The sequence below is a fragment of the Nitrobacter winogradskyi Nb-255 genome (assembly GCF_000012725.1).
Lineage (GTDB): Bacteria > Pseudomonadota > Alphaproteobacteria > Rhizobiales > Xanthobacteraceae > Nitrobacter > Nitrobacter winogradskyi.
Window position 1 is genome coordinate 2111935 of sequence record NC_007406.1, and the last position, 25950, is coordinate 2137884.

A 25950-nucleotide genomic window follows, 5' to 3' on the forward strand; every position below is an offset into this window, starting at 1 on the left:
AGTTTAACGACCGGACCCGCGGCGGTCAGGTCTTGCGGCTTATCCCCTCGCCCGCAGCAACCGGCCTTTTTCGCGGCCCCAGTCTCGCTTCTTCTCGCTCTCGCGCTTGTCGTGCAGTTTCTTGCCCTTCGCGATCGCCAGCAACAACTTGGCCCGGCCGCGCTCGTTGAAATAGAGTTTCAGCGGAATCAGCGTCATCCCTTCACGATCGACCGCGCCCATCAGCTTGTTGATCTGCTTTCTGTGCAGCAACAGCTTGCGCGGCCGCTTGGGCTCGTGATTGAAGCGGTTGGCTTGCAGATATTCTGGGATGTTGGAATTAATAAGCCAGATTTCACCGTTCTTTGAATCGGCATAGGACTCGGCGATCGTGGTCTTGCCGTTGCGGATCGACTTGACCTCCGTGCCGGTCAGCGCGATGCCGGCCTCGACGGTATCCTCGATCGCATAGTTGAACCGCGCCTTGCGATTTTCCGCGACGACCTTGATGGCGCGCTCACCTTTGTCGGCCATATCCCTGAAACCTCCGGGCGTTATCTTTCGAGGGCGGCCACGCCGATCCTACGGCGTCGCCGTCCTAGACCTTCGCTTTCAGGAGATCGCGAATCTCGGTCAGCAACTCTTCCTCGCGCGTGGGCTTCGGCGGCTCCGCGGATGCCGCCTCGTCCTTGCGCTTCAGCCTGTTCATGCCCTTGATGACCATGAATAGCACAAAGGCGACGATCAGGAAGTTCAACGTCAGCGTCAGGAAGTTTCCCCATGCCAGCACCGCGCCCTGCTTCTTGGCGTCGGAGAGATTCGAGGCGTTGACGGATTCAGAAAGCGGCAGGAAGTAATTCGAGAAATCGAGACCGCCGGTAACAGCGCCGACGATCGGCATGATGATGTCGGCCACCATCGAGGAAACGATGCCTCCGAAGGCCGCACCGATGATGACGCCGACAGCGAGGTCGACGACATTCCCCTTCATCGCGAACTCACGAAACTCCTTCCACATCGCCAATCTCCGACATCATTTCACCGACGCGCGCGCGGCGGCAGTTATAGTTTTCGAGCGGAACATGTTTCCCGGCCGGAGCCGGTGGATGAATTACCCGGTTCGTGAAGAAAACGCGTCACATGAAAATCCGGGAGCCCCGCTTCCGTTTCATCAGGCGGAAAGGCTCCGGCCTCAAGTCAGTTTATCAAACCGGCATGGACCATGGCCTCACGGATGAGCTTTCCGGTCGGCGGGGTCACCGGTATCAGCGGCAGCCGCACGACTTCGTCGATCCGGCCGAGCAGCTTGAGCGCATGCTTTGCTCCGGCGAGGCCAGGTTCCTTGAAAATAGCGTCATGCAGCGGCACCAGGCGATCCTGAATTTCGAGCCCGGCGGCATAATCGCCCTTCAGGACAGCCGACATCAGGCTCGCGCATAATTTCGGCGCGACATTCGCGACGACGGAGATGCAGCCGCGTCCGCCCGCCGCCATGAAGGCGAGCGCCGTCATGTCCTCGCCGGACAGTTGGATGAAGTCGGGGCCCATCGCCCGGCGCTGCAATGAGACCCGAGCCAGATTGCCGGTGGCGTCCTTGACGCCGGCGATGTTCTTCAGTTCGAACAGCCTCGCCATCGTCTCCACGGAGAGATCGACGACCGAGCGCGACGGAATGTTGTAGATGATGATGGGAATTCCGACCGCGTCGTTCACCGTCTTGAAGTGCTGGTACAAGCCTTCCTGGGTCGGCTTGTTGTAATACGGCGTCACCACCAGCACCGCGTCAGCGCCGGCCTTCTCGGCGTGCAAGGCCAGATCGACCGCCTCGCGGGTCGAATTCGAGCCCGCGCCCGCGATCACCGGCACCCGGCCCCCGGCCTCCTCGATGCACCATTCCACGACCTTGCGGTGTTCATCGTGGCTGAGCGTCGGACTCTCGCCCGTTGTGCCGACCGGCACCAGCCCGTGAACTCCTTCGCCGATCTGCCAACTCACCAGACTGCGAAAAGCGGCCTCGTCGACGGAGCCGTTTTTGAATGGCGTCACCAGGGCTGTGTATGATCCCTGGAACTTCGCCCTGCTTACCATAGTCCGCTCCAACACGTTGCGCGGCTTCGCCGTTTGCCGATTCGAGCATTCGCTTCTGATTGAATCAGAAGCGAAGCTCTGGTTTACTGTTTTGACGCGTTTTCTTCTCGTGAACCGGATTCCATCCTCGGGTCAAAGCCCAAGGACATGCTTCGCTCGAAAACGCTATAGTTGTTACATCAGTCATATCGAGTCTGACGCTGCTCCGAAAGGTCCGCGTCCTGAAGCAACGGCCGCGATTTCGCCGTTGTCGCGACATAAGAGCCCGATGTCGGCGGTTTTAGTATTTTGTCCACACATTCAATGAAATAGTTATCAGATTTTAGGGGTCCGCTTAGTTCACTGATAAAGGGATTTGCCGTGACATTGCCTGCCCGCGCATCAAAGCTACGAACGGCGGCTTTAGGGGCGAGCCTGGTGGCGGCCGCGCTATGGGCCGGAAGCGCCCAGGCGGAAAAAACCGCCAAAGTTCCCGCGCCTAAGTCCCGCCCCTCCGGCAACGCCGTTCCCAAGCCCGCTCCCGGCCATGGCAAAACCGCCGCGCCTCGCAAGGACAAAGCCACCGCGGCTCCGATCATCCAGCCCGCCACCCGCAGACACGCCACCCTTCCCGCGCCATCGGCTCGCATGCCCGTTCCGAAAGCGGCTATGGCTGCGACATCATCAACCCCGCGCGCCGATCTCGCCGCGCTCGACACGATCATTGACCTGACCCGCAGGCAGCGATCGTCCGAGGCGACGCAGGTCCAGGCCGGCATGACGGATCCTGTGGCGCGCAAGCTCGCCGAGTGGCTTATCCTGCGCAGCAACGACAACGGCGCGCCGACCGAGCGCTATCGCGCCTTCATCGACGCCAATCCGAGTTGGCCCTCACAGTCATTCCTGCGCCGTCGCGCGGAAGCTGCGCTGTGGGACGACCATCGCGACGCCGCCGCGGTGCTGGCCTGGTTCGAAAACGAGCGGCCGCAATCGGCCAAGGGACGGTTCGCTCTGGCAAGCGCGCTGCTCGCGCGCGGAGACCGCGCCCGCGCCGAACAGTTGGTCCGAGAGGCCTGGCGGACCGATACGATGTCGGCGGCGGTCGAGAGGAAAGCGCTGGAGATGTTCGGGGCGCTGATCACGCCGAGCGACCACAAAGCGCGCATGGATTACATGCTTTACGGCGAGGACCGTGATGCCGGAATGCGCGCGGCCCAGCGGCTGGGAAGATCGCACGAGGCCCTTGCCAAGGCGCGGATCGCAGCCGACCGCAGATCGTCCAGCCTGCGCGCGCTGCTCGAAAGAGTGCCGAGCGAGCTTCACCGCGATCCCGGCTATATGCTGGCCTACATCCAGCTCCTGCGTCGCGAAGAGAAGTTCGCGGAAGCCGCGCGGCTGATGCAGAGCGCGCCCCGCGATCCCAACCGGCTTTATAATGTCGATCAATGGTGGATCGAGCGGCGGCTGCTCGCGCGCAAGATGATCGACGTCGGACAATACCGCACCGCCTATCTCATCGCCCGCGACGCGGCACTCCCCGCGCGCGATATCTACAAGACCGAACAGGAGTTCACCGCCGGCTGGATCGCTCTTCGCTTTTTGAACGATCCCAACACGGCCGCCCGGCATTTTGCACGCATCGGAGTCGGCAGCGTCAATCCGACGGCGCTCGCGCGGGCTGGCTACTGGCAGGGCCGCGCGGCCGAAGCGGCAGGCCGGACCCAGGAGGCTCGTCGCGCCTATGCCGCCGCCGCGGAGCAGTCCACCAGCTACTATGGCCAGCTCGCACGCGCCAAGCTCGGGCTGCCGCAAATCGAACTGCGCAACGTTCCAGGCAGCCGGTCACGCGGAATCGAGCGGCTCGAGATCGTACGCGCCACACAGCTACTCTACGCTCTCGGCAAAGGCGACATCGCGATTCCGATCCTTGCCGATATGGGCGCGAACGGCGACCCCGACGCCGTGTTGGGGCTTGGCGAACTCGCCGCACGTCATGGCGACGCGAGGGGAATGCTGCTCGCCGGCAAGGCCGCGTTGAACCGCGGACTGCCATTCGACTTCTATGCCTATCCGGTCAGCGGCATTCCGCCATTCAGATCAATCGGACCTGATGTGGAACGCAGCATCATTTACGCGATCGCCCGACAGGAAAGCGCGTTCAATCCGTCGGTGGTGTCGCCGGCCAACGCCTACGGGCTGATGCAGGTGACGCCGGATGCCGGACGATACGTCTGCAAGAAATACGGCGCCAGTTTCGACCTTCGCCGCCTGAAGACCGAGCCCGCCTATAACGCCGCCCTCGGCGCGGCGGAACTCGGCGGACTGCTCGACGACTATCGCGGCTCCTATATCCTGACCTTCGCCGCCTACAATGCCGGGCGCGGCAGCGTCAGGAAATGGATCGCGCGTTACGGTGACCCGCGAGATCCGGGAGTCGATGCGGTGGATTGGGTCGAACTGATCCCGTTCTCGGAAACCCGCAACTACGTGCAGCGCATCATGGAGAACCTGCAGGTCTACCGCGCCCGCTTCGGCGGCGGCTCGAAGCTGCAGATCGAGGCCGACCTGCATCGAGGCGCGATCCAGTAACGTGGGAAGCGGCGGATAACGCCTCGCGCGGTCCGCACCTCAAAGCATGTTGGCTTCTGTTGCGTCAGAAGCGAAGCTTGAGATTCTTGTGCTGACGCGTTCTCTTCACGCGAACAGGTTCATCCATTCCGCTCGAAAGCGATAGAGCATTTTCCGGCGAAGTGGATACCGGTTCGCCGCAAGAAAACGCGACCAGACAACCATTTCCAGAGCATGGTCCGATTCAACTTGATCGGATCATGCTATAGTGGAGGAAACGGTCCTGGTTATTCTTTCCGCTTGTCCGGCCTGTCCGCCGTCAGGGCTCTTGAGACAGTTTAGGGGTTTTCGGGAAGGGAGGATTTCTGGATCATCGCAGCCAATTTGGAGCGCAGATGAGACAGAAATCCGGGCCGGAGAAAGCACCGGCAGAGCAGGTCGTGAAGGACATCCGCCGGGCAACGCGCCGGCAGTTCTCGGCTGAAGAGAAGATCCGCATCGTGCTGGAAGGCGTGCGCGGCGAGGAGAGCATCGCCGAGCTGTGTCGGCGCGAGGGGATCGCCTCGTCGATGTATTACGGCTGGTCGAAGGAGTTCCTCGACGCCGGCAAGCGCCGTCTCGCTGGTGACACGGCCCGCGCCGCGACGTCGGACGAGGTGAAAGAGCTGCGCCGTGAGGCGCAGGCCCTGAAGGAGGCCGTGGCCGATCTCACCCTGGAAAACCGCCTGCTGAAAAAAAGCATGCTCGCGGATGGGGAGGACGACACATGAGGTATCCTGCATCCGAAAAGGCCGAGATCATTCGCCTGGTCGAGGCCTCGCATCTGCCGGCACGGCGAACCCTGGACAAGCTCGGCATCCCGCGCGCCACGTTCTATCGCTGGTACGATCGCTATCTCACCGGTGGGATCGAGGCTCTGGCCGATCATCGCTCGCGGCCGGATCGTGTCTGGAACCGGATTCCTGACCCAATCCGGGCCGAGATCGTCGAGCTGGCGCTGCGCGAAACGGAGCTGAGCCCGCGCGAGCTGGCGGTGCGCTTCACCGACGAGAAGCGCTACTTTGTCTCGGAGGCGTCGGTATATCGGCTGCTGAAGGCTCATGATCTCATCACCAGCCCAGCCTATATCGTCATCAAGGCGGCGTCTGAGTTCAAGGACAAGACGACAGCGCCCAACCAGCTCTGGCAAACCGACTTCACCTACCTGAAGATCACGGGTTGGGGCTGGTATTATCTCTCGACCGTGCTCGACGACTTCTCCCGCTTCATCGTCGCCTGGAAGCTCTGCGCCACGATGCGGGCGGATGACGTCACCGCCACGCTCGATCTGGCTCTGGCGGCATCGGGGCTCGACCAGATCACGGTCGCGCATCGGCCGAGGCTGTTGAGCGACAACGGCGCCTCATACATCTCGGCCGAACTCGCTACCTGGCTCGACGGCAAGGGCATGAAACACGTTCGCGGCGCGCCGTATCATCCCCAGACGCAGGGCAAGATCGAGCGCTGGCATCAGACCCTGAAGAACCGCATCCTGCTGGAAAACTACTATCTGCCCGGCGACCTTGAACGGCAGGTCGCGGCCTTCGTCGAGCACTACAATCACGGCCGCTATCACGAGAGCATCGATAATCTCACGCCCGCTGACGTCTACTTCGGCCGCGGGCAGACCATCCTCACCGAACGCGAAAGGATCAAACGCCAGACCATCCACCAAAGACGCTTGCAGCATCACCTGCAGGCCGCCTAACCTCAAACCCAGATGAGCCAGAACCTCCGTTCCCGTGACCCCGGAACAGTCTCAATTCATCTGACGACGGACAGTCCGGCCAAGCTTAAACTTCGTTCTGGGATCAAGCTTGAAGCAACGCCGTAGAGTAGAAGACGCGTGGAGTAGAAAACGGGATCTGCGCGCAGCCACGTTCAATCGATCCGCGTTATCTTTCCATAGCTTTTCGGCCGAATGATCCCTGAACTTGACCCAAGGATGAAATTGCGGGTTCGCTTAATCCGAAAGAGATCGACGGAACGTCTCTCTTCTTCTACGAAAGAAACAAGTCCCCGCCTGCCCTGCACGGCGCCAAACGCGGCGCCTACGCGCTAGAGTCTTTCACCGCTTCATGGAAATGGTGTAAAGATTCTATCATTATGTTTTGACGCGTTTTCTTTACGCGAACCGGATTCCACTTCGCTCGAAAACGCTATAAGCGCAGACGTCGCTCACCGCCATCTGTGCCTCCGGCAGGAAACCGCCGGAGGCACCAGAGTGACGTCAGACGATGTGCCTTACCAGGTGCGCTGAGCGCGGAACATGACGGACCACATATCCTGATCCTTCACCGTATAATTGCCTTCCGGCTTGCCGACAGCCCAGTTGTTAGGAACATTCGCGACGCCGGCGAACTTCTGGTCCAACATGCTGTAAGCCGCTTCCGTCGTGAACGTCAGGTTCTTGACCGGCGTCCAGCGAACGTTCGCACCGACCTGCGCGATGTTGTAATCCGGGTTGCAGGTGGTGAGCCCCCCGAGAAGGGCAAAGGGAATTGATACGCCGCACATATAGGCCTTGGCCCCGTCGGTATACCTGATCGATGCGTAGGCGCCGAATATCGAGCTGCTCCAGTGCGGACTCCAGTTATGGACATAGCCGCCGCGCATGCCCCAGGTCGTGACCAGTTGAAGATCGCCGTTGGGCGCATACACGGAATCGGGCGCAAAGCCGAAGCCGATGCTGTCCGTGCCGGAATAGATCGTGCTGCCACCCGCCTGAGCGGTCATGTCCTGGATGTTGTAGCGGGTCGCGCCGTGGGTATAGACGCCCGAGATGTTGATCACGTCACCCGGACCCGTCGGAAGGTTCCTGATCGTCAGAGCGAGCTGACCGGCCCAACCCCACTTGTTTGCGGGACCGCCGGTGGTTTCAACGCCCCCGTAGTAGGCGGGGTTGTTATGATGCGCCGCGACTGACGCCTGGACCAGGCCCCAGGCCTGATCGACGCGGACTTGGCCGACGAAATCCGGCATGGTGGTTCCGCCATAGGCGCTGAGGCCGTAGCCGAGCATGACCGGGGGGAGGAAGACAGGACCGAAGAACGGCGGGACGCCAGTCCATATGGGTGTTCTGCCCGGCGACGCGACCCCGAGATTGAAAATGCCGGCCTGATAATACGCGCTCGGATCCTGCGCGCTGATCGCGGCTGATACGCCGTTGCCGAATTCCGCGGTGTAGGTGAGCTGGTTCACGCCGGAGAACGCGCCGCCGCCGCCCACAAGCGCGTCGGAGATGTTCATGCCGGGGTAGTTCCCCCAGGGAGCGGTGAACTGAGAAACCGCTTTACCGACCGTGAAGCCGGCGAACTGGATGAAGGAGAAGTACACGCCAAGCTGGCCGCCGACGACGGCGCCATTGCCGCTCGCCCCGGCCGGAGACGCGTCATACGCCGTTCCGCCGACGCGCACGCCGCCGTAGCCGCCCGAAGTCCAGGTGAAGCCTCCATCGAAGTAGGTGCGAACCACGCCGTAATCCGTCGCGGTCCGGGTGTCGATGGTCAGATCCGCGCGCGAGCGCCAGGTGAAAGCGTTGGAATAACGGTTCTGCGCACCGGCCTGGGTGGCGGTGTTGCCGAAGAAGAGCGGAGCGTTCGTGTTGACGCCAAAGTCGACGCGCGCATAGCCGCCAAGCTTGATGCAGGTGTCGGTGCCCGGAATATAATAGAAGCCTGCGCCATACATGGAGCAAACCCTCACGTACTCGACCGCCTTTGCCTTCAACGGAAGATCAGCAGCCTGCGCCCCACTTATGACGACCAACCCCGCCGCCGAGCCGAGGAAAAGGCCCTTCATCAAATTATTCATCGTCAAACCTCCAAGTTGCTCTGTCAGAGCGGGTTCGGATCCGCTGAGCGCAACACTCGAAGAAACGTTCCCTCGGTCCCGGACCAACCGCCAGCGTGCTTTCTTTAAAACCCCCGCTCAATGGAAGCGGATGCGAACGGGCGAGCTTTCTAAAACGGAACGACTTTGGGATGCCCCCCTCCGTCGCACGGTCAGAATTACCGAACCGACTTGCACACGCAATGAAGGAAGCTGCCGAGAAGCTGCCAAATGGAATACGTCTAACGATTTTCGCTGCATGTTGCACAAATGGCACGCGCAAATGGTCGCAGCAGAGCAAATTCTCCTACTACGCGCGCATCAAACGCCCCCGAGCGGTCCCGAAGGGTAGAACCATGGGCGAGCGGTCCGTCTCCGCTCTTCAAACACGCGCGAATCATCACGCCTGAAGCAGCCGTCGGATTCAGATACCGAAGAGCCGGCGCTGCAATGCGGAAGATCTATTCCGCAGCGCCTGCGAAGGCGGAATGGGCCGAGCTTGCCGCTATCGGCATCACCGATCCGGGTCACAGACCCCCGGATTCCATATGCGACCCCTTATTTAGAGATCCGGCGCTTGCGGCTGGCGACCGTGTCAGGCATATCGGTCATCAACGGAGCTGTGGCCGAGTGGCTGAAGGCGGCGGTTTGCTAAACCGTTATAGGGTTGTAAAGCCCTATCGAGGGTTCGAATCCCTCCGGCTCCGCCAGTCAAATTATTGGAATCATTCTCCGTTTCCACTTTCGAAGCCGGAACGGCGCGGAATTGCGGGTTTTCGGGCCAAAGCTGTTGACTGCGCTATCGGGCCGGAACGCCAGTTTCGTTCTCTCCTGGCCAATATTCTCCAAACCTCCTGACTGCGTGGATTTTGGTACGGAGTTGCAAGTTGCTGTAAATACCGCATTATTTTCCTCGTCCGATCCGTACTTTTGTTAAGCACAGCGGCGGGAGAAGGAATTACAGATCGAACTTTCCCGCCGCCGTTACGTATCCTGAGCAACCTCTCCCAGCATGAATTCGTCCTGAGCCCACCGATCTTGGCTTCTGACCATTGCTCGGAGTGAAGCACGTCACGTTCGACTTCCTGTTTCGACCCACGCCCCCGCGAAGGGGGCGACTTGTCAGCCTCACGTAAGGCCCGCCCGACGGCGTGTTTCGACCCACGCCCCCGCGAAGGGGGCGACGCAGGGCATCGTGTGGAGTGGCCAGCTTGTGCTGGTTTCGACCCACGCCCCCGCGAAGGGGGCGACTCTTTGGCGTGTCCCTTTAGTCGCCATGATTGAGTTTCGACCCACGCCCCCGCGAAGGGGGCGACGGGTTGATGCTTTTTGCGATCTCGTCAAGAAGTGGTTTCGACCCACGCCCCCGCGAAGGGGGCGACAACCGGGATGGTGCGGGTATCTGACACTGGAATTGTTTCGACCCACGCCCCCGCGAAGGGGGCGACCGCCGATCGGGATGGGTGGCGTCCCGTATTTGTAGTTTCGACCCACGCCCCCGCGAAGGGGGCGACCCAGCGCCCCACACAAATGAAGGCATCATGTCGGGTTTCGACCCACGCCCCCGCGAAGGGGGCGACTTAGTGGGCTGCGGAAACGGTATGCGCCATACCTGTTTCGACCCACGCCCCCGCGAAGGGGGCGACGATGACCCGCGCGATCAGCGCGGCCATGGTGATGTTTCGACCCACGCCCCCGCGAAGGGGGCGACAATACGATCGCGACCGCATGAAGCTAGCCGATGTGTTTCGACCCACGCCCCCGCGAAGGGGGCGACGCCTTGATCTTGTCGCGAGTGTCTTGATTGTGCCGGTTTCGACCCACGCCCCCGCGAAGGGGGCGACCAGACTCGCTGGCACGAGTCGGACCTCGCCGGATGGGTTTCGACCCACGCCCCCGCGAAGGGGGCGACACCTATCTGGCGTATGATTTCTATCATTATAATTGTTTCGACCCACGCCCCCGCGAAGGGGGCGACCATATCTGCAACCGAAGGCGCGCACCCGTAGCTGTTTCGACCCACGCCCCCGCGAAGGGGGCGACTCCGAATGCGTCGCTACCAAACAGCAACTGGATGTTTCGACCCACGCCCCCGCGAAGGGGGCGACTGCCGAGTCTGGCTCTACGTTGCCCCAATGACAGGTTTCGACCCACGCCCCCGCGAAGGGGGCGACCCAACTCGACGCCCAAAAGCACACGGCGGAAACGGCGTTTCGACCCACGCCCCCGCGAAGGGGGCGACTTACCCTCAATAACCGATTGGTTCCCCAGGCGGAATGGAAGGCCGTGCGCGAGGGATAGAAAAAACGCGTCGGCCATGCGCTCGCGCGCGGCTGCCGCAGAAAGATTTCTTCACGATTTCAAAGAACAAGGCTCAGTGCGAACCTCCCGGGCTTTGCCGGCACGCTCCAGGTTCGCGCCGGCGGCGGCCGCACCCGCCGGCCTAGTCTAGGCCGGATCGACATTCACGGCAGCCAGATCAGGGCTGCGGCCAGGTGAACGAAGCCCGTGAAGTGAACGGTGCGCCTGTCGTAGCGTGTGGCGAAACGGCGGAAGTGCTTGAGACGGTTGAAGCAGCGCTCGATGCGGTTGCGGTGCTTGTAGAGACCGGCGTCATGCGGGATGATGATTTTGCGCGTCCTGTTTGAGGGGATCACCGCTTCGGCGCCCATGCCGGCGATGAGTGCACGCAAGGCGTTGCTGTCATAAGCCTTGTCGGCCATCACGGCGTCCCCGGCCTGGGCTTCGAGCAGCGCGGGGGCTTGTGTGATGTCTCCGACCTGCCCGGCGGTGACGATGAAACGCAAGGGTCGGCCCAGCGCATCGGCGAGCATGTGGACCTTGGTGGTCAGTCCACCTCGGGAACGCCCCAGCGCCTGATCCTTGGCCCCCCTTTTCCGGTAGCCGCCTGCTGATGGGCTCGAACGATGGTTGAGTCGAGCATCAGATACTGGTTGTCGCGATCGGCTGTCAGGGTGGAGAACACCCGTTCCCACACACCGGCATGGCACCACCTGCTGAACCGCCGATGCACCGTCTTCCAGCGACCATAGCGCTCCGGCAGGTCACACCCGTGCGCGCCGGATCGCAGCACCCACAGGCAGCCGTTCACAAACAACCGATTATCCGATCCCGTCCGTCCCGGATCAGAGGCCTTGCCTGGCAGCAACGGTGCAATCTTCGCCCACTGATGATCGCTCAGCTCATACCGCTTGATCCCCATCGTGCAGCTCCGTGTCAGAATCACGGAACCCTATGAATCAGCGATCAGACCGCCTGGGAATCCTGAATGTCGATCCGACCTAGGCGTAGAGTAGCGCGCAATTCACACGATCAGCGGGCCGCCGAGGTCGGCGGCCGGCTTGGCTCCGACATGCTCCACCTTCCGCTGCCAGTTCGCGCCAAGATAATAGTAGCGCAGGCTGTCGAATTCCGGCTTGATGATGGCTTCCAGCCGCGCCTTCAGCCGGGTCCATTGCGCCGGGTCGACCTCGATCTCGAACACCGAATACTGCACCCGCTGGCCGTAGTCGCGGCAGGCTTTGGCGACGGCACGCAGGCGCGCTGCTCCTTTCTCCTCGCGCGTCGCAACGTCGTAGGTCACCAGCACAAGCATAGCACTCTACTTCCAGAACCAGGGCGGATAGGCGTCGAGGTCGCCCCGCAAATGCCGCGCCAGCATCTGCGCCTGCAGGTAGGGGACGAGGCCAAGCGGCGCCTTCTCTTGCAGGAAGGGGTGAAGCCGCTCCTCCTTCTTGCGTTCCTGCCAGGCGGTGAGGACGGTGCGGCGCGCGTCGTCGCTCATGACCACGGCGCCGCCGTCGCGCTTCTCGAAGTCGCCTGCTCGGAGCTGGCGGCGGTTGATCAGTGACAGGGCCAGCCGGTCGGTGAGCACGGGACGCAACTCCTCCATCAGATCCAGCGCGAGGCTCGGCCGCCCCGGCCGGTCGCGGTGCAGGAAGCCGACGGCGGGATCAAGGCCAACGCTTTCGCAGGCGCTGCGGCAGTCATGGGTGAGCAGCGTGTAGAGAAAGGAGAGCAGCGCGTTGATGGGATCGAGCGGCGGCCGACGCGAGCGCCCCTTCCAGCGCAAGTCCGGGTCGGGCACGCGCAGGAGATTGTCGAAGACCGAGAAATAGAGGTTCGCCGCCTCTCCCTCCGCGCCGCGTAGCACATCGAGACCGCCATCGGAGCGCTCCACCCGGCGCAGGATGAAGGCAAGGCGCTCCGTCACGGCGGTTATCGCGTCGCGATCGCCGGGCTCGAGCTCCTCGCGGTGATCACGCAAGGCGCGCATCAAGACGGAGCGCTGGTTGGCCACCTTGCCGACGAGGATCGACCGCACGACGGGCTCCGGAGCCTCCGAGACCCGGTATTGTGCCCGCCTCAACAACACATTGCCAGTCACCGGTCCTTCGACGCGGGCCCGAAAGCGGCCGTTGCGGTCGAGCAGCGCGATCGCGATGCCGGCGCCGGCGCAGGCCGCCATCAATGCAGGCGAAATGTGGATCGGTCCGAAAACAACCAACGAGGCAAGCATGTGGAGCGGCACGCGGGCCCGCTCCTCGCCTTCCACCTCCGCCACGAGGTTCTCTCCGTCCTTGCGCAGCGCCACTCCCTCAGTCGTGACATAGACCGTGTTGAGGAGCTTCTTCACGCGCCCGGGCCCTCGGCAAGGAGACACGAGACCATCCGGCTTCGCCAGGCGAGCACCGGTTTCGTCACCGCCTCCGGCCGGCACAGCTCGCGCAGCGAGCAGGCGCGGCAGCGCTCGCGCTTGTGCGTTGGCGGCGGCGTCGCCCCGGAGGAGAAGACGACGGCAAGCTCGGCCGCAGTCGTCTCGGTCAGGTTCCGCAGACCGTGATCGAATGGAACAGCGACGCGGCGCCGGGTCTCGGCATAGAAAAGCGCCCCTTCAGGCACGGCAGTTCCCGTCATCTCCTCAAGGCAGAGTGCCTGGGCGCAGAGCTGCACCTCGTCGGCGCGATGCAGCTTCGGCTTGCCGCCCTTGTATTCCACCGGGTAGGCCACCTCAGTGCCGTTCCCTGCGGGATGGAACTCGACCATGTCGACGACACCGGCAATGTTGAGCCGAACGCAGGCGACCGGCAGCGCCATGACACGGCGCAGCCCCCGTGCCTTCCGCCCGCCGCCCTTGTCGGCGACGGCGTGCAGCACCTGCCCCTCCGCCGTGAAGCGGTTCTCGGCCCAGACACGCTCAAGATGGATCAGCGCTGCCTGCCGCATGCAGTAGACGGCGTGCTGGAGCGCAGAGAGCGGGATGGGTTCGCCCCCATCCGGCACGGGATCAGATCCTTTCAATGATTTCCACGCCGTCTGGCGGATTGTCGCGGTCGATCTCCACGGCGTAATCCGAAAAGGCACGTGCCGGCGGATAGTTGTCCGACCGGTCGATCCTTCGGAACTGCCCGTCGATGTTGCGGCCGATTCTGACGCGCTCGAACAGCGCATGCGCTGGCGCACTGCCAAGCGCGTTGCCGTGCTTGAAGACGACGAGCTTGCGCGTCGTCATCTCGCCGCGCGCGGCGGAGCGATCGTGCTCGAACATACTGGTCAGCGCCTCGAACGTCAGTTCGAGGTCGGCCTCGGAGAAACCGGTGCGCTCGGCGAGCTTAGCCGAGACGAAACCATGCGCGCGGTAGAGCCCATAGGGCACAATGTACTTGCGTCCCATCGTCCTATTGTCGACCCGGTCGTTGCCTTCCTCACCGCCTTCGGCCCGTTGCTTCTTCTCCGCCTCGTTGGTGGCGGCCATGCGGGTAATCGAAATTTCCTGCGGCACGATGGGCTCGACCGAGTTGGCGAAGGTCATCTGCACGGGGCCTCTGACCTGACCGGCATTGATGCCGGTCGACATGACTGCGCCAAAGGTACGCACGTCGAAGAAGTTCTTGCACATGAACTCCCGCAGCTTCTTCGCCTCGACATCATCCCTCGGGTTGAGCTTGGCTTCTTTATCAACCTTCGGATCGTCCGGCCGTAGTGCCTTGTAGGCTTGGCGGTGCTTGTCGTTGAGGATCGCGGCCTCCTCGACATAGATGTGGTGGCCATCGGTTCCGGATCGGACGAGATCGACGTAGTTACGCACCTTGCGTTTCAGGCTGACGTCCGACACCAGCCCGTGGTTGGTTTCGGGATCGAGCCTCGGCAGGTTTCCGGCGTCAGGATCGCCATTCGGATTGCCTTTGGTTACGTCGAAGAGCAGGACGAAATCGTAGCGGTTCGTGAGCATGGTCATTAAGCGGCCTCCTCCGCGGCTACCGTTTCGCGCTTGCGGAAAAACTCTCCGCGCTGGTGATAATAGCCGAGACCGAACAGGGCCTGTTCGGCCGCGCTGAGCGACGCGGGGAACGGGTCCTCCCCCGGCATCATCATGTCCATGATGGCGCCGATGGTCTTCTCGATGTTTACGCGCTGGCCGGGTCTCTCCTTACCAACCTTGGACAGATGGTTGGCCGAGTTCCGATCGAGCAGCGAGAAGACGCGCCTGGGAGTGGCCGAGGCCGAACCGTAGAATTTGTCCTTGATGGTCGCGTTTACGTTGCGGCCGAGTGCCGCTGTTTGAGCCTGCTCGTAAACGGCGAAAAGCCGCCCGAGCAGATAGCCCTTGTTCCTGTTCTCCGGGTCGAGCGCCACAGGTGCCTCCCTCCTCTTATTCCTATTTTCCGGCTTCATGCGGTAGTTGCGCACGAGAAGCGCGCGCAGCATGCCGACGCGCAGCGCATTGATCTCGCCGTCGGCGCGGATGCGCGACAGGACGGCGGCGAGCAGAGTCAGTGGATAGTTCGTGCCGCTCAGAATCGAGCGCATCCATTCGCCTGCAAGATTCGGCGGCACGTTCTCCCCTTTGCCGAGCACCGCTGTTTCGCGCAGATAGCGCCACAGGGGCGGATAGGGCTGGCGCCAGGCGGGTTCGATGCGCATGTCTTCCACAAAGCGCTGATAGTTTCGCCCGAGCACCGAAAAATCGTCTTCGAAATAGAAGCGAATCGAGATGCGGGCGGCGTTCGGCGCAAGACCGAGCACATAAAAGCGGACGTCTTTAGCGAGGCCAGCGTCGATCTTCTCGATCTGCTCGCCCTTGCGGATACGCTCCAGCAGGATTGCAATCTTCCTGGTTTCAGCCGCGTCGCCGGCAGCCGCATCGTCAGCCGGATCGAAGAACTGGCTGAAGGCGGACTCGGCGATTTTCGCCGCCTCCGCATCGGCCGAGTCGGCCCAGAACACCGTCGATGCGTCGCCGATCTGGATGCGGTGGCCGCTGCCGCGTTCGAGGAAACGGTTGAGGGCGGTGGTATATTTCGCCGCAGCCAGTTCGGAGACAGGCGCGTTGTCACCCTGTTCATGGCCGTAAGAGGTGAAGGCGTCGAGATTGAAGGAGACAATGGATGCACCGGCGGTCTGCCCGCCCCACACCCCCTTGATCGACGGGTGCAGCCGCGCAACCGGATTGGCTTCCCCGGTGACGAGGCATATCTGCGCGCCGCCGCTCGCCTCCTGCGAAATCCGCTCCCACAGCGCCTTCGCAGCGTCGCGCTGGTGAAGCCAGAGATTCTCACGTCGGTCCGACTCGAGAACAAATCCGACGTTCTGGTCTCGCATCTCGTCGGGCCAGACCGGCGCAAGGAACTGGTCCGGCGTCCACTGCCGTAGGAACTTGAGCAAGGCGTTCAGCCCTGCATCGTCCGACCCCGCGAGTTCCCTCTCGTGACGTTCCTTGAACGCAGCGTGCTCATCGGCCGTGCGCCTGCCATCACCGGAGGTCACTCCGAGCACATACGAGGTCTTGTCCCAGAGGAAGTTCGGAGCGATGCCGGCCGTCCGCTTTACGGGCTGAGGTACGAGCATCGGGCGGGGCTTCTTCCTCTTTCCCTCGCCATCCCGCCAGTCGATGACATTTGCAACCGAGCCGTCCTCGTTCAGGCTGACAATTACACCGATGTTCTGCATCGAATACCCGAACGGCGGCGCGTCCGGTAGGTGATCGTAGGCGCGGACCAGCGAAGCGAGAATGCTCATCGGCGGATCTCCGGCGACCCCGGCTGCGGCACCTTCATCACACCGTCGCGAAGCTCGGCGCGGAAGAACATGGACGGCTTGCCCCCGGCCTCGTGGTCGATGTCCCACAGCATGAAGCCGAGATCGCGCGGGTTGCCGAAGCCGAGATCGCCCACCTGCTCACGCGGCTCCGGCGTCGGCTCTCCGGCATCGAGAAGCGTGAAGCTGGCGGCGAATTCCCGCGTGCCGAGACAGGGCTGATGGAAGCACTGCCCGCGCCGTGCGCGGCGGTTGAAGATGTCGAGGTGCTTGCCTTCGTTGTCGCCTTCCTCGCCCCTGCCGGTCAGTTCGAAACGGGCGACGATGACATAGGCGGGCTTCACCAGAACGGTCGAGGCGCGCTGCTGCCGACCCTCGTCGACCAGGAGCTGCAGCCCTTCGAGGTCGCCACGTTTCATGGCGCTCTTGATCTTGCCCGCCGGCGCCTTGCTACCCACCTCGTTGCGGCGAATCGACTGGAATCGCGGTCTCTCCAGAACATGGATGGCGTCGATCACCCAGCGGATCGCCGGCTTCCAGTGGATCGCTTCGAGGATGCCGCGGGCCGCAGACGGGGTAATCACGTCATAGGAGACGCGCTCGACCTTCATCTCGGGTCTCGTAAAACAGGCATAGTCGCCCCAGACCTTCAGTCTGATGCCGTAGGTCAAGCTCCCCCTCCCTTTCTGACGCCTGCGCTCTCCCGACGCAGATCACCGCAGTCAATCAGTTCATCAAATCTGCCAACTCTCGGCCGCAAGGTACGCCGCGTCCTCCCACATCAGGCCAACCTCCTGGCGATAGAGTGATGCGTTCTTGAGCACCGCGAACTGATCCCCCCTTATATCCGGCCGTACGAAAGCCACGTGGCCATTGTCGATCAGCAATCGACGTGCCTTGGGCGGCACCTGCACAATGTATGATTGCAGCTTTCGCGCAAGCACGCCAGAAGATATCCGCTCGAATTCCAGCTCCGTTACGGTTTCCTCGGCGTCGTTATCGAACTCCACGATGACCGGCTCCATGCCGCTCTCGATCATCCGGAACTTTTCCGCCACGCAGCGGAAAGCGAAATCGGTGCCGTCGCGGTTGATCTTGAAGCCCTCCAATATCTTCTTCGCATCCAGTTCGGGGCCTGCCCGCCAATAGACCTCGCCGAAATAATCGGCGATCGCCCCGAGCGACAGCAGGTCCTCATGCTTGGGGATCACCCGGCCCATGTCGCCGATCAGGCCGGCAATCTCGCGCGGTGGCGGGTAGTCGGGCGCCGAGAAGACGCTGACGATGCTGTCCTCCACCGGATGCCTGCCCTCACGGTTGCATCGGCCGGCCGCCTGGACGATCTGATCGAGCCCTGCCTCGGCCCGCCAGACTCCTGGAAAATCCACGTCGACGCCAGCTTCGATGAGGCTGGTCGCGACCAGCCGGCACGTCTCCCCGTTCTTCAGCCGCGCCTTGACGTCGCCGAGGATCAGACGCCGGTGAGCGGCGCACTGGCGGGTGGTGAGATGGACAAGTCCGTCAACTCCGGCGTTCTTCCCTTCCTTGTAGAGGTCCAGCGCATGCTTGCGGCTATTGACGATGAACAGCGCCTGCGGCTCGGCGCGGATCGCCTCAATTAGCTCCGGATTGTTCATCGCTCCGACGCGCACGATCCGCGCTCGCTTCAGCCTGGCTGAAAGCTTCCCAGGATCGGGCGCCAGCTCGCGGCCGTCAAGTTTCAGCCCATCGGGGAAGTTCGAGGCGTCGAGGGCCGGCTGCGTGGCCGTGCACAGCACGATGGTGCAGCCGAACAGCCTCGCCAGCGCATCGAGCATCCGTACGCACGGCTTCAGCAGCGGCCGCGGGATGGTCTGCGCCTCGTCCAGGATGATGATCGAGCCGGCGATGTTGTGCAGCTTGCGCGCCCGCGAAGTTCTCGCAGCGAACAGGCTTTCGAAGAACTGGACATTGGTGGTCACGACCACTGGCGCGGCCCAGTCCTGCATGGCGAGCTTCAGCTTGTCACGGCCCCACCGCTCCTCGATGTGTTCTTCGTCGATCGCGGAATGGTGCTCGAGCACGTTATCCTCGCCGAGAATGTCCCGGAATATTGCGGCCGTCTGGTCGACGATCGAAGTAAACGGAATCGCATAGATGATGCGGCGGTGATCCCACTTCCTAGCGTGAGCCAAAGCAAAGCCGAGCGAGGCCAGCGTCTTGCCACCGCCGGTCGGAACGTTGAGCGTGAACAGTCCCGGCTCGTTCAATGCTCCCGCCCGCACATGCGCCAGGATGTCGCCTCGCAACCGGTTGACCTCGCCATCCTTCGACTTCGCCGCCATGTGAGCATCGAATGCGGCGAGGAAGGCCGGCAGGACGTCCTGCAGTAGCGGCCATTCCCGGTTCGACTGCCGACCTTCGAGCGCGTCGTAGAACGCTTCCGTGTCCTTGAAATCGGCATCCACCAGGCAGGAGAAGAGCATGCGCGTCACGACCGAAAGCTCAAACTCGGCGATCCTCTTCTCCGGCGACAACTTGCCCATCAACTCGCGCATCTGCAGGTCGCCGAGATCGAACGACAGCTGGTCCTTCCACACCGGGTCGAGGCGGTCCTCGAACTCCCTAACCCGACGCAGGAAGCAATGGCCGAACTCGTTGAACTTGTCGGGCAGGCCGGCGTGATGTCCCAGTATCGTGTAGGCAACAAGTTCCGCGATTTCCCGAACCGGCCTCGGCACCATCTTCATCAGCACGGCGGCGCCTGCCGTCGAATGATCGACCCGCAAATTTATGCCGTGCAGCCGTCTTTGGAAGTCCGCTGTGTACTTACCCAAGTCGTGAAAAAGGCCGGCGATCTTCGCCAGCCCTTCCAAGCCTATGGGGGAGCCGTAAATACCAGCGCGAGCCGCAACCCGTGTTAAGTGATGCGACAGGATCTGCCAGTCGCTCTCATCCGTCAGCTTGCCCGAATGAGCGTGATAAGTCATTTCAGGTTCCCGTCCGTCGCGTCAACAACATAGAACTTAGGAGGCAATAACCTGCTGCTAAGTATTGTCCAACTCGCGCGAATCGCTCGGCTAGCCGATTGGAGCAGCAAACAGTGATCGTTGTCTTTCCCACTCCACCGGAAACGGCTTCATCAATGCCGCGAGCGTGACCTCCGGCCCTTGGCGCCCGTTGAGGATCGCCTCGATGATATCGGGAGCAAGCAAGGTCAGACGCAACACTCGGCTGGCGTAGGAGTCATTGATCTTCTCGGCCATCGCGATGTCTGCAATGGTGGCATGAACACCAGTCTCCAGCATGTTGCGCCAGCGGAAGGCCCGGGCGATCGCTTTGACGGCGGTATTGTCGATGCGGGCGCGTGGTGGCTCCCATGAAGATGTGCCGTCGGGCAAAACAACCTGCTTGCGGCCGCCGCGCTTCGCGAAGGTCAGCGGAACATGCACGGTAATAGCGTCCTGAACCTTGGCGGCGCTGCTATCCATGATCACGCAGCCTTCTTCTGGTCCGAGCCGATGGCGCCGAGTTCAGATGCAAGGCTCGTCAATCCGTTCGTGCGCAGGCGGATGGATAGACCGTTGACCGCAACATCGACCCGCTCGACCAGCAACTGAACAATGCGGGCCTGCTCGGCCGGAAACAGCTCGTCCCAGATCGGGTCGAGCCGCTCCAGCGCATCACGGACGTCCGCTTCCGGCAGGCCTTCGATTTCGGACCGGGCCGCACGCCAGGTGCCGATGATGATTTCGGGCGCATGCAACAATCCCCGAAGCTGGTCGATGACGGCCATCTCCACCTCGGCGGCCGGCACGCGGGCGATGGGACAGGCATCGGCACCACGTTTCAGCACCGACTGGCTGACATAATAGCGATAAAGCCTGTCACCCTTTTTCGTATGGGTCGGCGAGAACGCGGCGCCGTCAGGACCGAAGATCAGGCCTTTCAGCAGAGCCGGTGTCTGCGCCCGCGTATTGCTGGCGCGCTTGCGCGGGCTCTCTTGCAGGATGGCATGCACCTTGTCCCAAAGTGCTCGGTCAATGATCGGCTGGTGCTCACCAGGGTAGCTTTCGCCCTTGTGCACGGCTTCGCCGACATACACCCGATTGTTCAAGAGCTTGTAGAGATAGCCCTTGTCGACCAGTTTTCCGCGACGGGTGCGCACGCTCGCTGCTGCAAGGGACTTCGCCAGCACGGTGGCCGAGCCAATGGTGACGAAGCGTTCAAAGATCATGCGCACCGTGGCGGCCTCGGACTTCTCGATCACCAGCTTGCGGTTTTCGACCCGGTAACCGAGCGGCACGATGCCGCCCATCCACATGCCCTTTTGCCGGGATGCACGAATCTTGTCGCGGATGCGCTCGGCGGTGACCTCGCGCTCAAACTGAGCGAACGACAACAGGATGTTCAGCGTCAGCCTGCCCATTGACGTGGTGGTGTTGAAGGACTGCGTCACGGAAACGAAGGTGACGCCGTTCCTGTCGAACACCTCGACCAGCTTGGCAAAATCCATCAGCGAGCGCGACAGACGGTCGATCTTGTAGACCACCACAACGTCGACCAGCCCATCCTCGATGTCGGCGAGCAACTGTTTGAGCGCCGGCCGCTCCAGCGTGCCGCCGGAGATGCCGCCGTCATCATACTGATCGCGCACGAGGACCCAGCCCTCGGACCGCTGGCTGGCAATATAGGCCTCGCAGGCTTCACGCTGCGCATGCAGGCTGTTGAATTCCTGCTCCAGCCCTTCCTCGGAGGATTTGCGGGTGTAGACCGCGCAGCGTAGCTTGCGGACGACCTTCGATTTTTCGGGCGGCTTCGTCATCTCCGCCCCCTGTGGTTCTTCAGCCCTGTCCGCCGTCAGGGCTCTTGAGACAGTTTAGGGGTTTTCGGGAAGGGAGGATTTCTGGATCATCGCAGCCAATTTGGAGCGCAGATGAGACAGAAATCCGGGCCGGAGAAAGCACCGGCAGAGCAGGTCGTGAAGGACATCCGCCGGGCAACGCGCCGGCAGTTCTCGGCTGAAGAGAAGATCCGCATCGTGCTGGAAGGCGTGCGCGGCGAGGAGAGCATCGCCGAGCTGTGTCGGCGCGAGGGGATCGCCTCGTCGATGTATTACGGCTGGTCGAAGGAGTTCCTCGACGCCGGCAAGCGCCGTCTCGCTGGTGACACGGCCCGCGCCGCGACGTCGGACGAGGTGAAAGAGCTGCGCCGTGAGGCGCAGGCCCTGAAGGAGGCCGTGGCCGATCTCACCCTGGAAAACCGCCTGCTGAAAAAAAGCATGCTCGCGGATGGGGAGGACGACACATGAGGTATCCTGCATCCGAAAAGGCCGAGATCATTCGCCTGGTCGAGGCCTCGCATCTGCCGGCACGGCGAACCCTGGACAAGCTCGGCATCCCGCGCGCCACGTTCTATCGCTGGTACGATCGCTATCTCACCGGTGGGATCGAGGCTCTGGCCGATCATCGCTCGCGGCCGGATCGTGTCTGGAACCGGATTCCTGACCCAATCCGGGCCGAGATCGTCGAGCTGGCGCTGCGCGAAACGGAGCTGAGCCCGCGCGAGCTGGCGGTGCGCTTCACCGACGAGAAGCGCTACTTTGTCTCGGAGGCGTCGGTATATCGGCTGCTGAAGGCTCATGATCTCATCACCAGCCCAGCCTATATCGTCATCAAGGCGGCGTCTGAGTTCAAGGACAAGACGACAGCGCCCAACCAGCTCTGGCAAACCGACTTCACCTACCTGAAGATCACGGGTTGGGGCTGGTATTATCTCTCGACCGTGCTCGACGACTTCTCCCGCTTCATCGTCGCCTGGAAGCTCTGCGCCACGATGCGGGCGGATGACGTCACCGCCACGCTCGATCTGGCTCTGGCGGCATCGGGGCTCGACCAGATCACGGTCGCGCATCGGCCGAGGCTGTTGAGCGACAACGGCGCCTCATACATCTCGGCCGAACTCGCTACCTGGCTCGACGGCAAGGGCATGAAACACGTTCGCGGCGCGCCGTATCATCCCCAGACGCAGGGCAAGATCGAGCGCTGGCATCAGACCCTGAAGAACCGCATCCTGCTGGAAAACTACTATCTGCCCGGCGACCTTGAACGGCAGGTCGCGGCCTTCGTCGAGCACTACAATCACGGCCGCTATCACGAGAGCATCGATAATCTCACGCCCGCTGACGTCTACTTCGGCCGCGGGCAGACCATCCTCACCGAACGCGAAAGGATCAAACGCCAGACCATCCACCAAAGACGCTTGCAGCATCACCTGCAGGCCGCCTAACCTCAAACCCAGATGAGCCAGAACCTCCGTTCCCGTGACCCCGGAACAGTCTCAATTCATCTGACGACGGACACAACCGGATGTCAAAATCACCGGGAGAACCGCCATGACGCCGCCGGAAGCGAACGAGCAGTTCTACATGTCAGAAACCGAGTTCGAGGCGCTGCTGGCACGCGCCGCCGAAACTGGTGCGCGTCGTGCCCTGCAGGAAGTCGGTCTCGAGGGCAAGGATGCCGCCGAAGATATCCGCGACCTGCGCTCGCTGCTGGCCGGTTTCCGCTTAGCCAAGCGCACCGCAGTGCAGACAACAGTCCGGATCATCACTACCGGCATACTGATCGCGCTGATGGCTGGCATCGCCATCAAGCTGAAGATCTTCGGCGGTAGCCCGTAGGCCGCACGCCGGCCCAGCCTTGCGATCGGGGTCGTGATCTAATCATTGAGGCTGCTAATATAGTCAAGGATTGCGCCGATCTGGCCGGATGTCGCTACGAACTCTGGCACGTCAGGGTGTCTCGTAGATATGCCTACCTTCGGGAAAGGCTTGATACCATGGAGGGTAGCGCCTCGCGAACAGACGCACACGTTTGATTTCGATAAGCTCTTGGCTGTGCGATACTCGTAAGAGAATTCTGATCTGCGCGCCGAGGCTTAGTGAGCATGACCGGCTGGCGAGACCACCCGCGGCGCCGGTTCGTGGCAGATATCTGGAACCGGAGATCGGGATGGCGGAACTGGACGATACGCAACTGGGCTTGATGAACCTCTACTGGCGCGCGGCTAACTACGTGTCGGTCGGGCAAATCTACCTGATGGATAATCCGCTGCTGCGAAAGCCGTTGAAGGCGGAAGACGTGAAGCCGCGGCTGCTCGGTCACTGGGGTACGACGCCCGGGCTGAATTTCATCTACGTGCATCTGAATCGGGTCATCAGGGAGCGTGGCACAGACGTCCTCTACATCTGCGGTCCCGGTCACGGCGGGCCTGCAATGGTCGCCAACACCTACCTGGAGGGCTCGTACAGCGAGATCTATCCGGGGATCACGCAGGATGAAGCAGGCTTGCAGAAACTTTTCCGGCAGTTTTCATTCCCGGGTGGTGTGCCCAGCCACGTCGCCCCAGAGACGCCCGGCTCCATCCACGAGGGAGGAGAACTCGGCTACGCCCTTGTCCATGCCTTCGGCGCCGCTTTCGACAATCCCGACCTCACGGTCGCCTGTGTCGTTGGGGACGGGGAAGCCGAGACGGGTCCGCTGGCCGCTGCGTGGCATTCCAACAGGTTTCTGAATCCGCAGGTCGATGGCGCGGTCCTGCCGATCCTGCATCTTAACGGCTACAAGATCGCCAATCCCGCCCTGTTGGCGCGCATGTCTGAAGCCGAACTCAGCGATCTCTTCAGGGGCTACGGCTATGAGCCGCTCTTTGTCGAGGGGCACGAGCCGATCCCAATGCACCGCACCATGGCTGAGTCCCTGGACCTGGCCATGGATCGTATTCGTGACATCCAGCGAGAGGCGCGGAAGGAGGGCTGGTCGGGCGAGCGCCCGCGTTGGCCGATGATCATCTTGCGCAGCCCGAAAGGATGGACAGGACCGAAGGAGGTCGACGGGAAGAAGGTGGAGGACTTCTGGCGCTCGCATCAGGTCCCGGTTTCCAACGCCCGCGGTGATGCCACACACCGCAAGATCCTCGAGGAGTGGCTGCGTAGCTATCGGCCGCAGGAGCTGTTCGACGGGAAGGGTCGCTTCCTGCCGGAGATCGCCGCCCTAGCGCCCGAAGGTGCGAAACGCATGGGCGCGCTGCCGCATGCCAATGGCGGTCTGCTGAAGAAGGACCTTATCCTGCCGGACTGGAAGAGCCTCGCGCTCGACATCGGGCAACCGGGAGAAACGATCGCCGAGGCTACCCGCTTGATGGGAGCTTATCTGCGTGAGGTCATCCGCCTTAATGCCGAGGCAAGGAATTTCCGCCTCATGGGTCCGGACGAGACCGCCTCGAACAGGCTCGACGCCGTCTTCGAGGTGACGAACCGCGTCTGGATGGAGAAGATTGAATCCTATGATGTGCACCTCGCGTGCGAGGGCCGGGTAATGGAGGTTCTGTCAGAGCATCTTTGCCAAGGGTGGCTGGAGGGTTACCTGCTGACTGGACGACATGGCGTGTTCTCCTGCTACGAGGCCTTCATCCACATCGTGGATTCTATGGTCAATCAGCATGCCAAGTGGCTGAAGGTCTCGGCCGAACTGCCATGGCGCAAGCCAATCGCCTCACTCAACTATCTCCTGACCTCCCACGTCTGGAGGCAGGACCACAACGGCTTCAGCCACCAGGATCCGGGCTTCGCCGACTTCGTCGCCAACAAGAAGGCCGACATCGTCCGCCTTTATTTTCCGCCGGATGCCAACACGCTGCTCTGGGTCACGGACCACTGCCTGAGAACATGGAATCGCATCAACGTGATCACGGCCGGCAAGCAGCCTCAGCCGCAGTGGCTCACAGCCGAGCAGGCGGAACGCCATTGCGAGGCGGGCGCCGGGATTTGGGAATGGGCGTGCACATGCCCGGCTGACGAGGAGCCTGACGTGGTGATGGCCTGCTGCGGCGACGTGCCGACACTGGAAATTCTCGCCGCCGTCGGCCTGCTGCGCCGCGAGTTGCCTGATCTTCGTATTAGGGTGGTCAATGTCGTCGACCTGATGACGCTGCAATCTCACACGACCCATCCGCACGGGTTCACCGACGATGAATTCGACGCTCTCTTCACGAAGGAGAAGCCCGTGATCTTTGCCTACCACGGCTATCCCTACCTCATTCACCGCCTGACCTATAAGCGAACCAACCACGCCAATTTCCATGTCCATGGTTTCCAGGAAGAAGGTACGACCACCACGCCATTCGATATGGCGGTCATGAACGAACTCGACCGCTTCCATCTGGTCATAGCCGCCGTCAGGCGGCTGCCGAATCTTGGCATGGGCGGCGAACGAGTGATCGGACGGTGCGAGCAAGCGCTGGCCGAGCATGCCTCGTATGCCCGGCAATATGGTGAAGACATGCCTGAAATCCGGGAATGGAGCTGGCCCTACAAGACTGCCGCCGAGGCGGGAGACTGATGGCGCCGGGCGACAGCCATTCTGTCGC

At 62.2% G+C, this 25950-nt stretch carries 19 protein-coding genes, 1 tRNA gene and 1 CRISPR repeat array; of the genes, 6 read left to right on the plus strand and 14 right to left on the minus strand.

What is annotated here, in order from left to right; genetic code table 11:
* Positions 1–39: 39 nt before the first annotated feature.
* The 3 genes from smpB to dapA form a co-directional block, all read right to left on the minus strand.
* The gene (gene smpB, locus NWI_RS10055; protein WP_011315183.1) at positions 40–513 is read right to left on the minus strand and encodes an SsrA-binding protein SmpB; all 474 of its coding nucleotides are present in this window, start codon (positions 511–513) and stop codon (positions 40–42) included.
* A 64-nt stretch (positions 514–577) separates the two neighbouring features.
* Positions 578–997 (minus strand): large conductance mechanosensitive channel protein MscL, encoded by a 420-nt coding sequence (gene mscL, locus NWI_RS10060; RefSeq protein ID WP_011315184.1) that lies wholly within the window; start codon positions 995–997, stop codon positions 578–580.
* Between the two features lie 179 nt (positions 998–1176).
* Positions 1177–2067 carry a 4-hydroxy-tetrahydrodipicolinate synthase gene (gene dapA / locus NWI_RS10065; protein ID WP_011315185.1) on the minus strand — a complete coding sequence of 297 codons (891 nt, stop codon included), beginning with the start codon at positions 2065–2067 and terminating at the stop codon, positions 1177–1179.
* Between the two features lie 360 nt (positions 2068–2427).
* Here dapA and NWI_RS10070 point away from each other — a divergent pair, with 360 nt between their 5' ends.
* Entirely contained in the window at positions 2428–4635 is a 2208-nt protein-coding gene (locus tag NWI_RS10070; protein ID WP_011315186.1) for a lytic transglycosylase domain-containing protein, read from the plus strand.
* A 374-nt stretch (positions 4636–5009) separates the two neighbouring features.
* A protein-coding gene (locus tag NWI_RS10080; RefSeq protein WP_148203761.1) for an IS3 family transposase occupies positions 5010–6361 on the plus strand; the annotation gives its coding sequence in 2 pieces (ribosomal slippage) (positions 5010–5346 and positions 5346–6361; 1353 coding nt in all).
* A 536-nt stretch (positions 6362–6897) separates the two neighbouring features.
* Here NWI_RS10080 and NWI_RS10085 read toward each other — a convergent pair.
* Positions 6898–8466 (minus strand): porin, encoded by a 1569-nt coding sequence (locus tag NWI_RS10085; protein ID WP_011315187.1) that lies wholly within the window; start codon positions 8464–8466, stop codon positions 6898–6900.
* 634 nt (positions 8467–9100) lie between these two features.
* On the opposite strand from NWI_RS10085, the gene NWI_RS10090 reads away from it, so the two are divergent.
* Positions 9101–9194 (plus strand) — tRNA-Ser (locus tag NWI_RS10090).
* Positions 9195–9571: 377 nt separating this feature from the next.
* A CRISPR array of direct repeats spans positions 9572–10726; the repeat unit is 32 nt; unit sequence GTTTCGACCCACGCCCCCGCGAAGGGGGCGAC.
* Positions 10727–10949: 223 nt separating this feature from the next.
* Here NWI_RS10090 and NWI_RS16985 read toward each other — a convergent pair.
* From NWI_RS16985 to NWI_RS10145, 10 genes are all read right to left on the minus strand, one after another.
* A protein-coding gene (locus NWI_RS16985; RefSeq protein WP_430691784.1) for an IS5 family transposase occupies positions 10950–11701 on the minus strand; the annotation gives its coding sequence in 2 pieces (ribosomal slippage) (positions 10950–11371 and positions 11371–11701; 753 coding nt in all).
* Positions 11702–11809: 108 nt separating this feature from the next.
* Positions 11810–12100: a CRISPR-associated endonuclease Cas2 gene (cas2, locus tag NWI_RS10105; protein ID WP_011315188.1), complete on the minus strand. Its 291-nt coding sequence runs from the start codon at positions 12098–12100 to the stop codon at positions 11810–11812.
* A gap of 6 nt (positions 12101–12106) precedes the next feature.
* On the minus strand, positions 12107–13141 hold the full coding sequence (cas1c, locus tag NWI_RS10110; protein ID WP_011315189.1) for a type I-C CRISPR-associated endonuclease Cas1c: 1035 nt from the start codon (positions 13139–13141) through the stop codon (positions 12107–12109).
* Positions 13138–13788: a CRISPR-associated protein Cas4 gene (gene cas4 / locus NWI_RS10115; RefSeq protein WP_011315190.1), complete on the minus strand. Its 651-nt coding sequence runs from the start codon at positions 13786–13788 to the stop codon at positions 13138–13140. The genes cas1c and cas4 overlap by 4 nt, the downstream gene beginning before the upstream one ends.
* A 4-nt stretch (positions 13789–13792) precedes the next feature.
* The gene (cas7c, locus tag NWI_RS10120; protein WP_011315191.1) at positions 13793–14743 is read right to left on the minus strand and encodes a type I-C CRISPR-associated protein Cas7/Csd2; all 951 of its coding nucleotides are present in this window, start codon (positions 14741–14743) and stop codon (positions 13793–13795) included.
* Positions 14743–16524 (minus strand): type I-C CRISPR-associated protein Cas8c/Csd1, encoded by a 1782-nt coding sequence (gene cas8c / locus NWI_RS10125; protein ID WP_011315192.1) that lies wholly within the window; start codon positions 16522–16524, stop codon positions 14743–14745. Before cas8c ends, cas7c begins: the two co-directional genes overlap by 1 nt.
* Positions 16521–17213, minus strand: coding sequence for a type I-C CRISPR-associated protein Cas5c (gene cas5c / locus NWI_RS10130; protein WP_011315193.1), 693 nt, complete (start codon positions 17211–17213; stop codon positions 16521–16523). The genes cas8c and cas5c overlap by 4 nt, the downstream gene beginning before the upstream one ends.
* A 63-nt stretch (positions 17214–17276) precedes the next feature.
* Positions 17277–19511 (minus strand): CRISPR-associated helicase/endonuclease Cas3, encoded by a 2235-nt coding sequence (locus NWI_RS10135; protein WP_011315194.1) that lies wholly within the window; start codon positions 19509–19511, stop codon positions 17277–17279.
* Between the two features lie 90 nt (positions 19512–19601).
* Positions 19602–20012 (minus strand): hypothetical protein, encoded by a 411-nt coding sequence (locus NWI_RS10140; RefSeq protein WP_011315195.1) that lies wholly within the window; start codon positions 20010–20012, stop codon positions 19602–19604.
* Positions 20013–20014: 2 nt separating this feature from the next.
* Entirely contained in the window at positions 20015–21346 is a 1332-nt protein-coding gene (locus NWI_RS10145) for a recombinase family protein (protein WP_011315196.1), read from the minus strand.
* Positions 21347–21457: 111 nt separating this feature from the next.
* Between NWI_RS10145 and NWI_RS10155 the strand changes: the two genes are divergently transcribed.
* The 3 genes from NWI_RS10155 to NWI_RS10165 all read left to right on the plus strand — a co-directional run bounded on the left by NWI_RS10155 (position 21458) and on the right by NWI_RS10165 (position 25922).
* Positions 21458–22809 (plus strand): IS3 family transposase gene (locus tag NWI_RS10155; RefSeq protein WP_148203761.1). Its coding sequence is split into 2 segments (ribosomal slippage): positions 21458–21794 and positions 21794–22809, totalling 1353 coding nucleotides; the frame shifts between segments, so codons are not numbered across the junction.
* Positions 22810–22915: 106 nt separating this feature from the next.
* On the plus strand, positions 22916–23203 hold the full coding sequence (locus NWI_RS10160) for a DUF6127 family protein (protein ID WP_011315197.1): 288 nt from the start codon (positions 22916–22918) through the stop codon (positions 23201–23203).
* A 331-nt stretch (positions 23204–23534) separates the two neighbouring features.
* Entirely contained in the window at positions 23535–25922 is a 2388-nt protein-coding gene (locus NWI_RS10165) for a phosphoketolase family protein (RefSeq protein WP_011315198.1), read from the plus strand.
* The last annotated feature ends 28 nt before the right edge of the window (positions 25923–25950 follow it).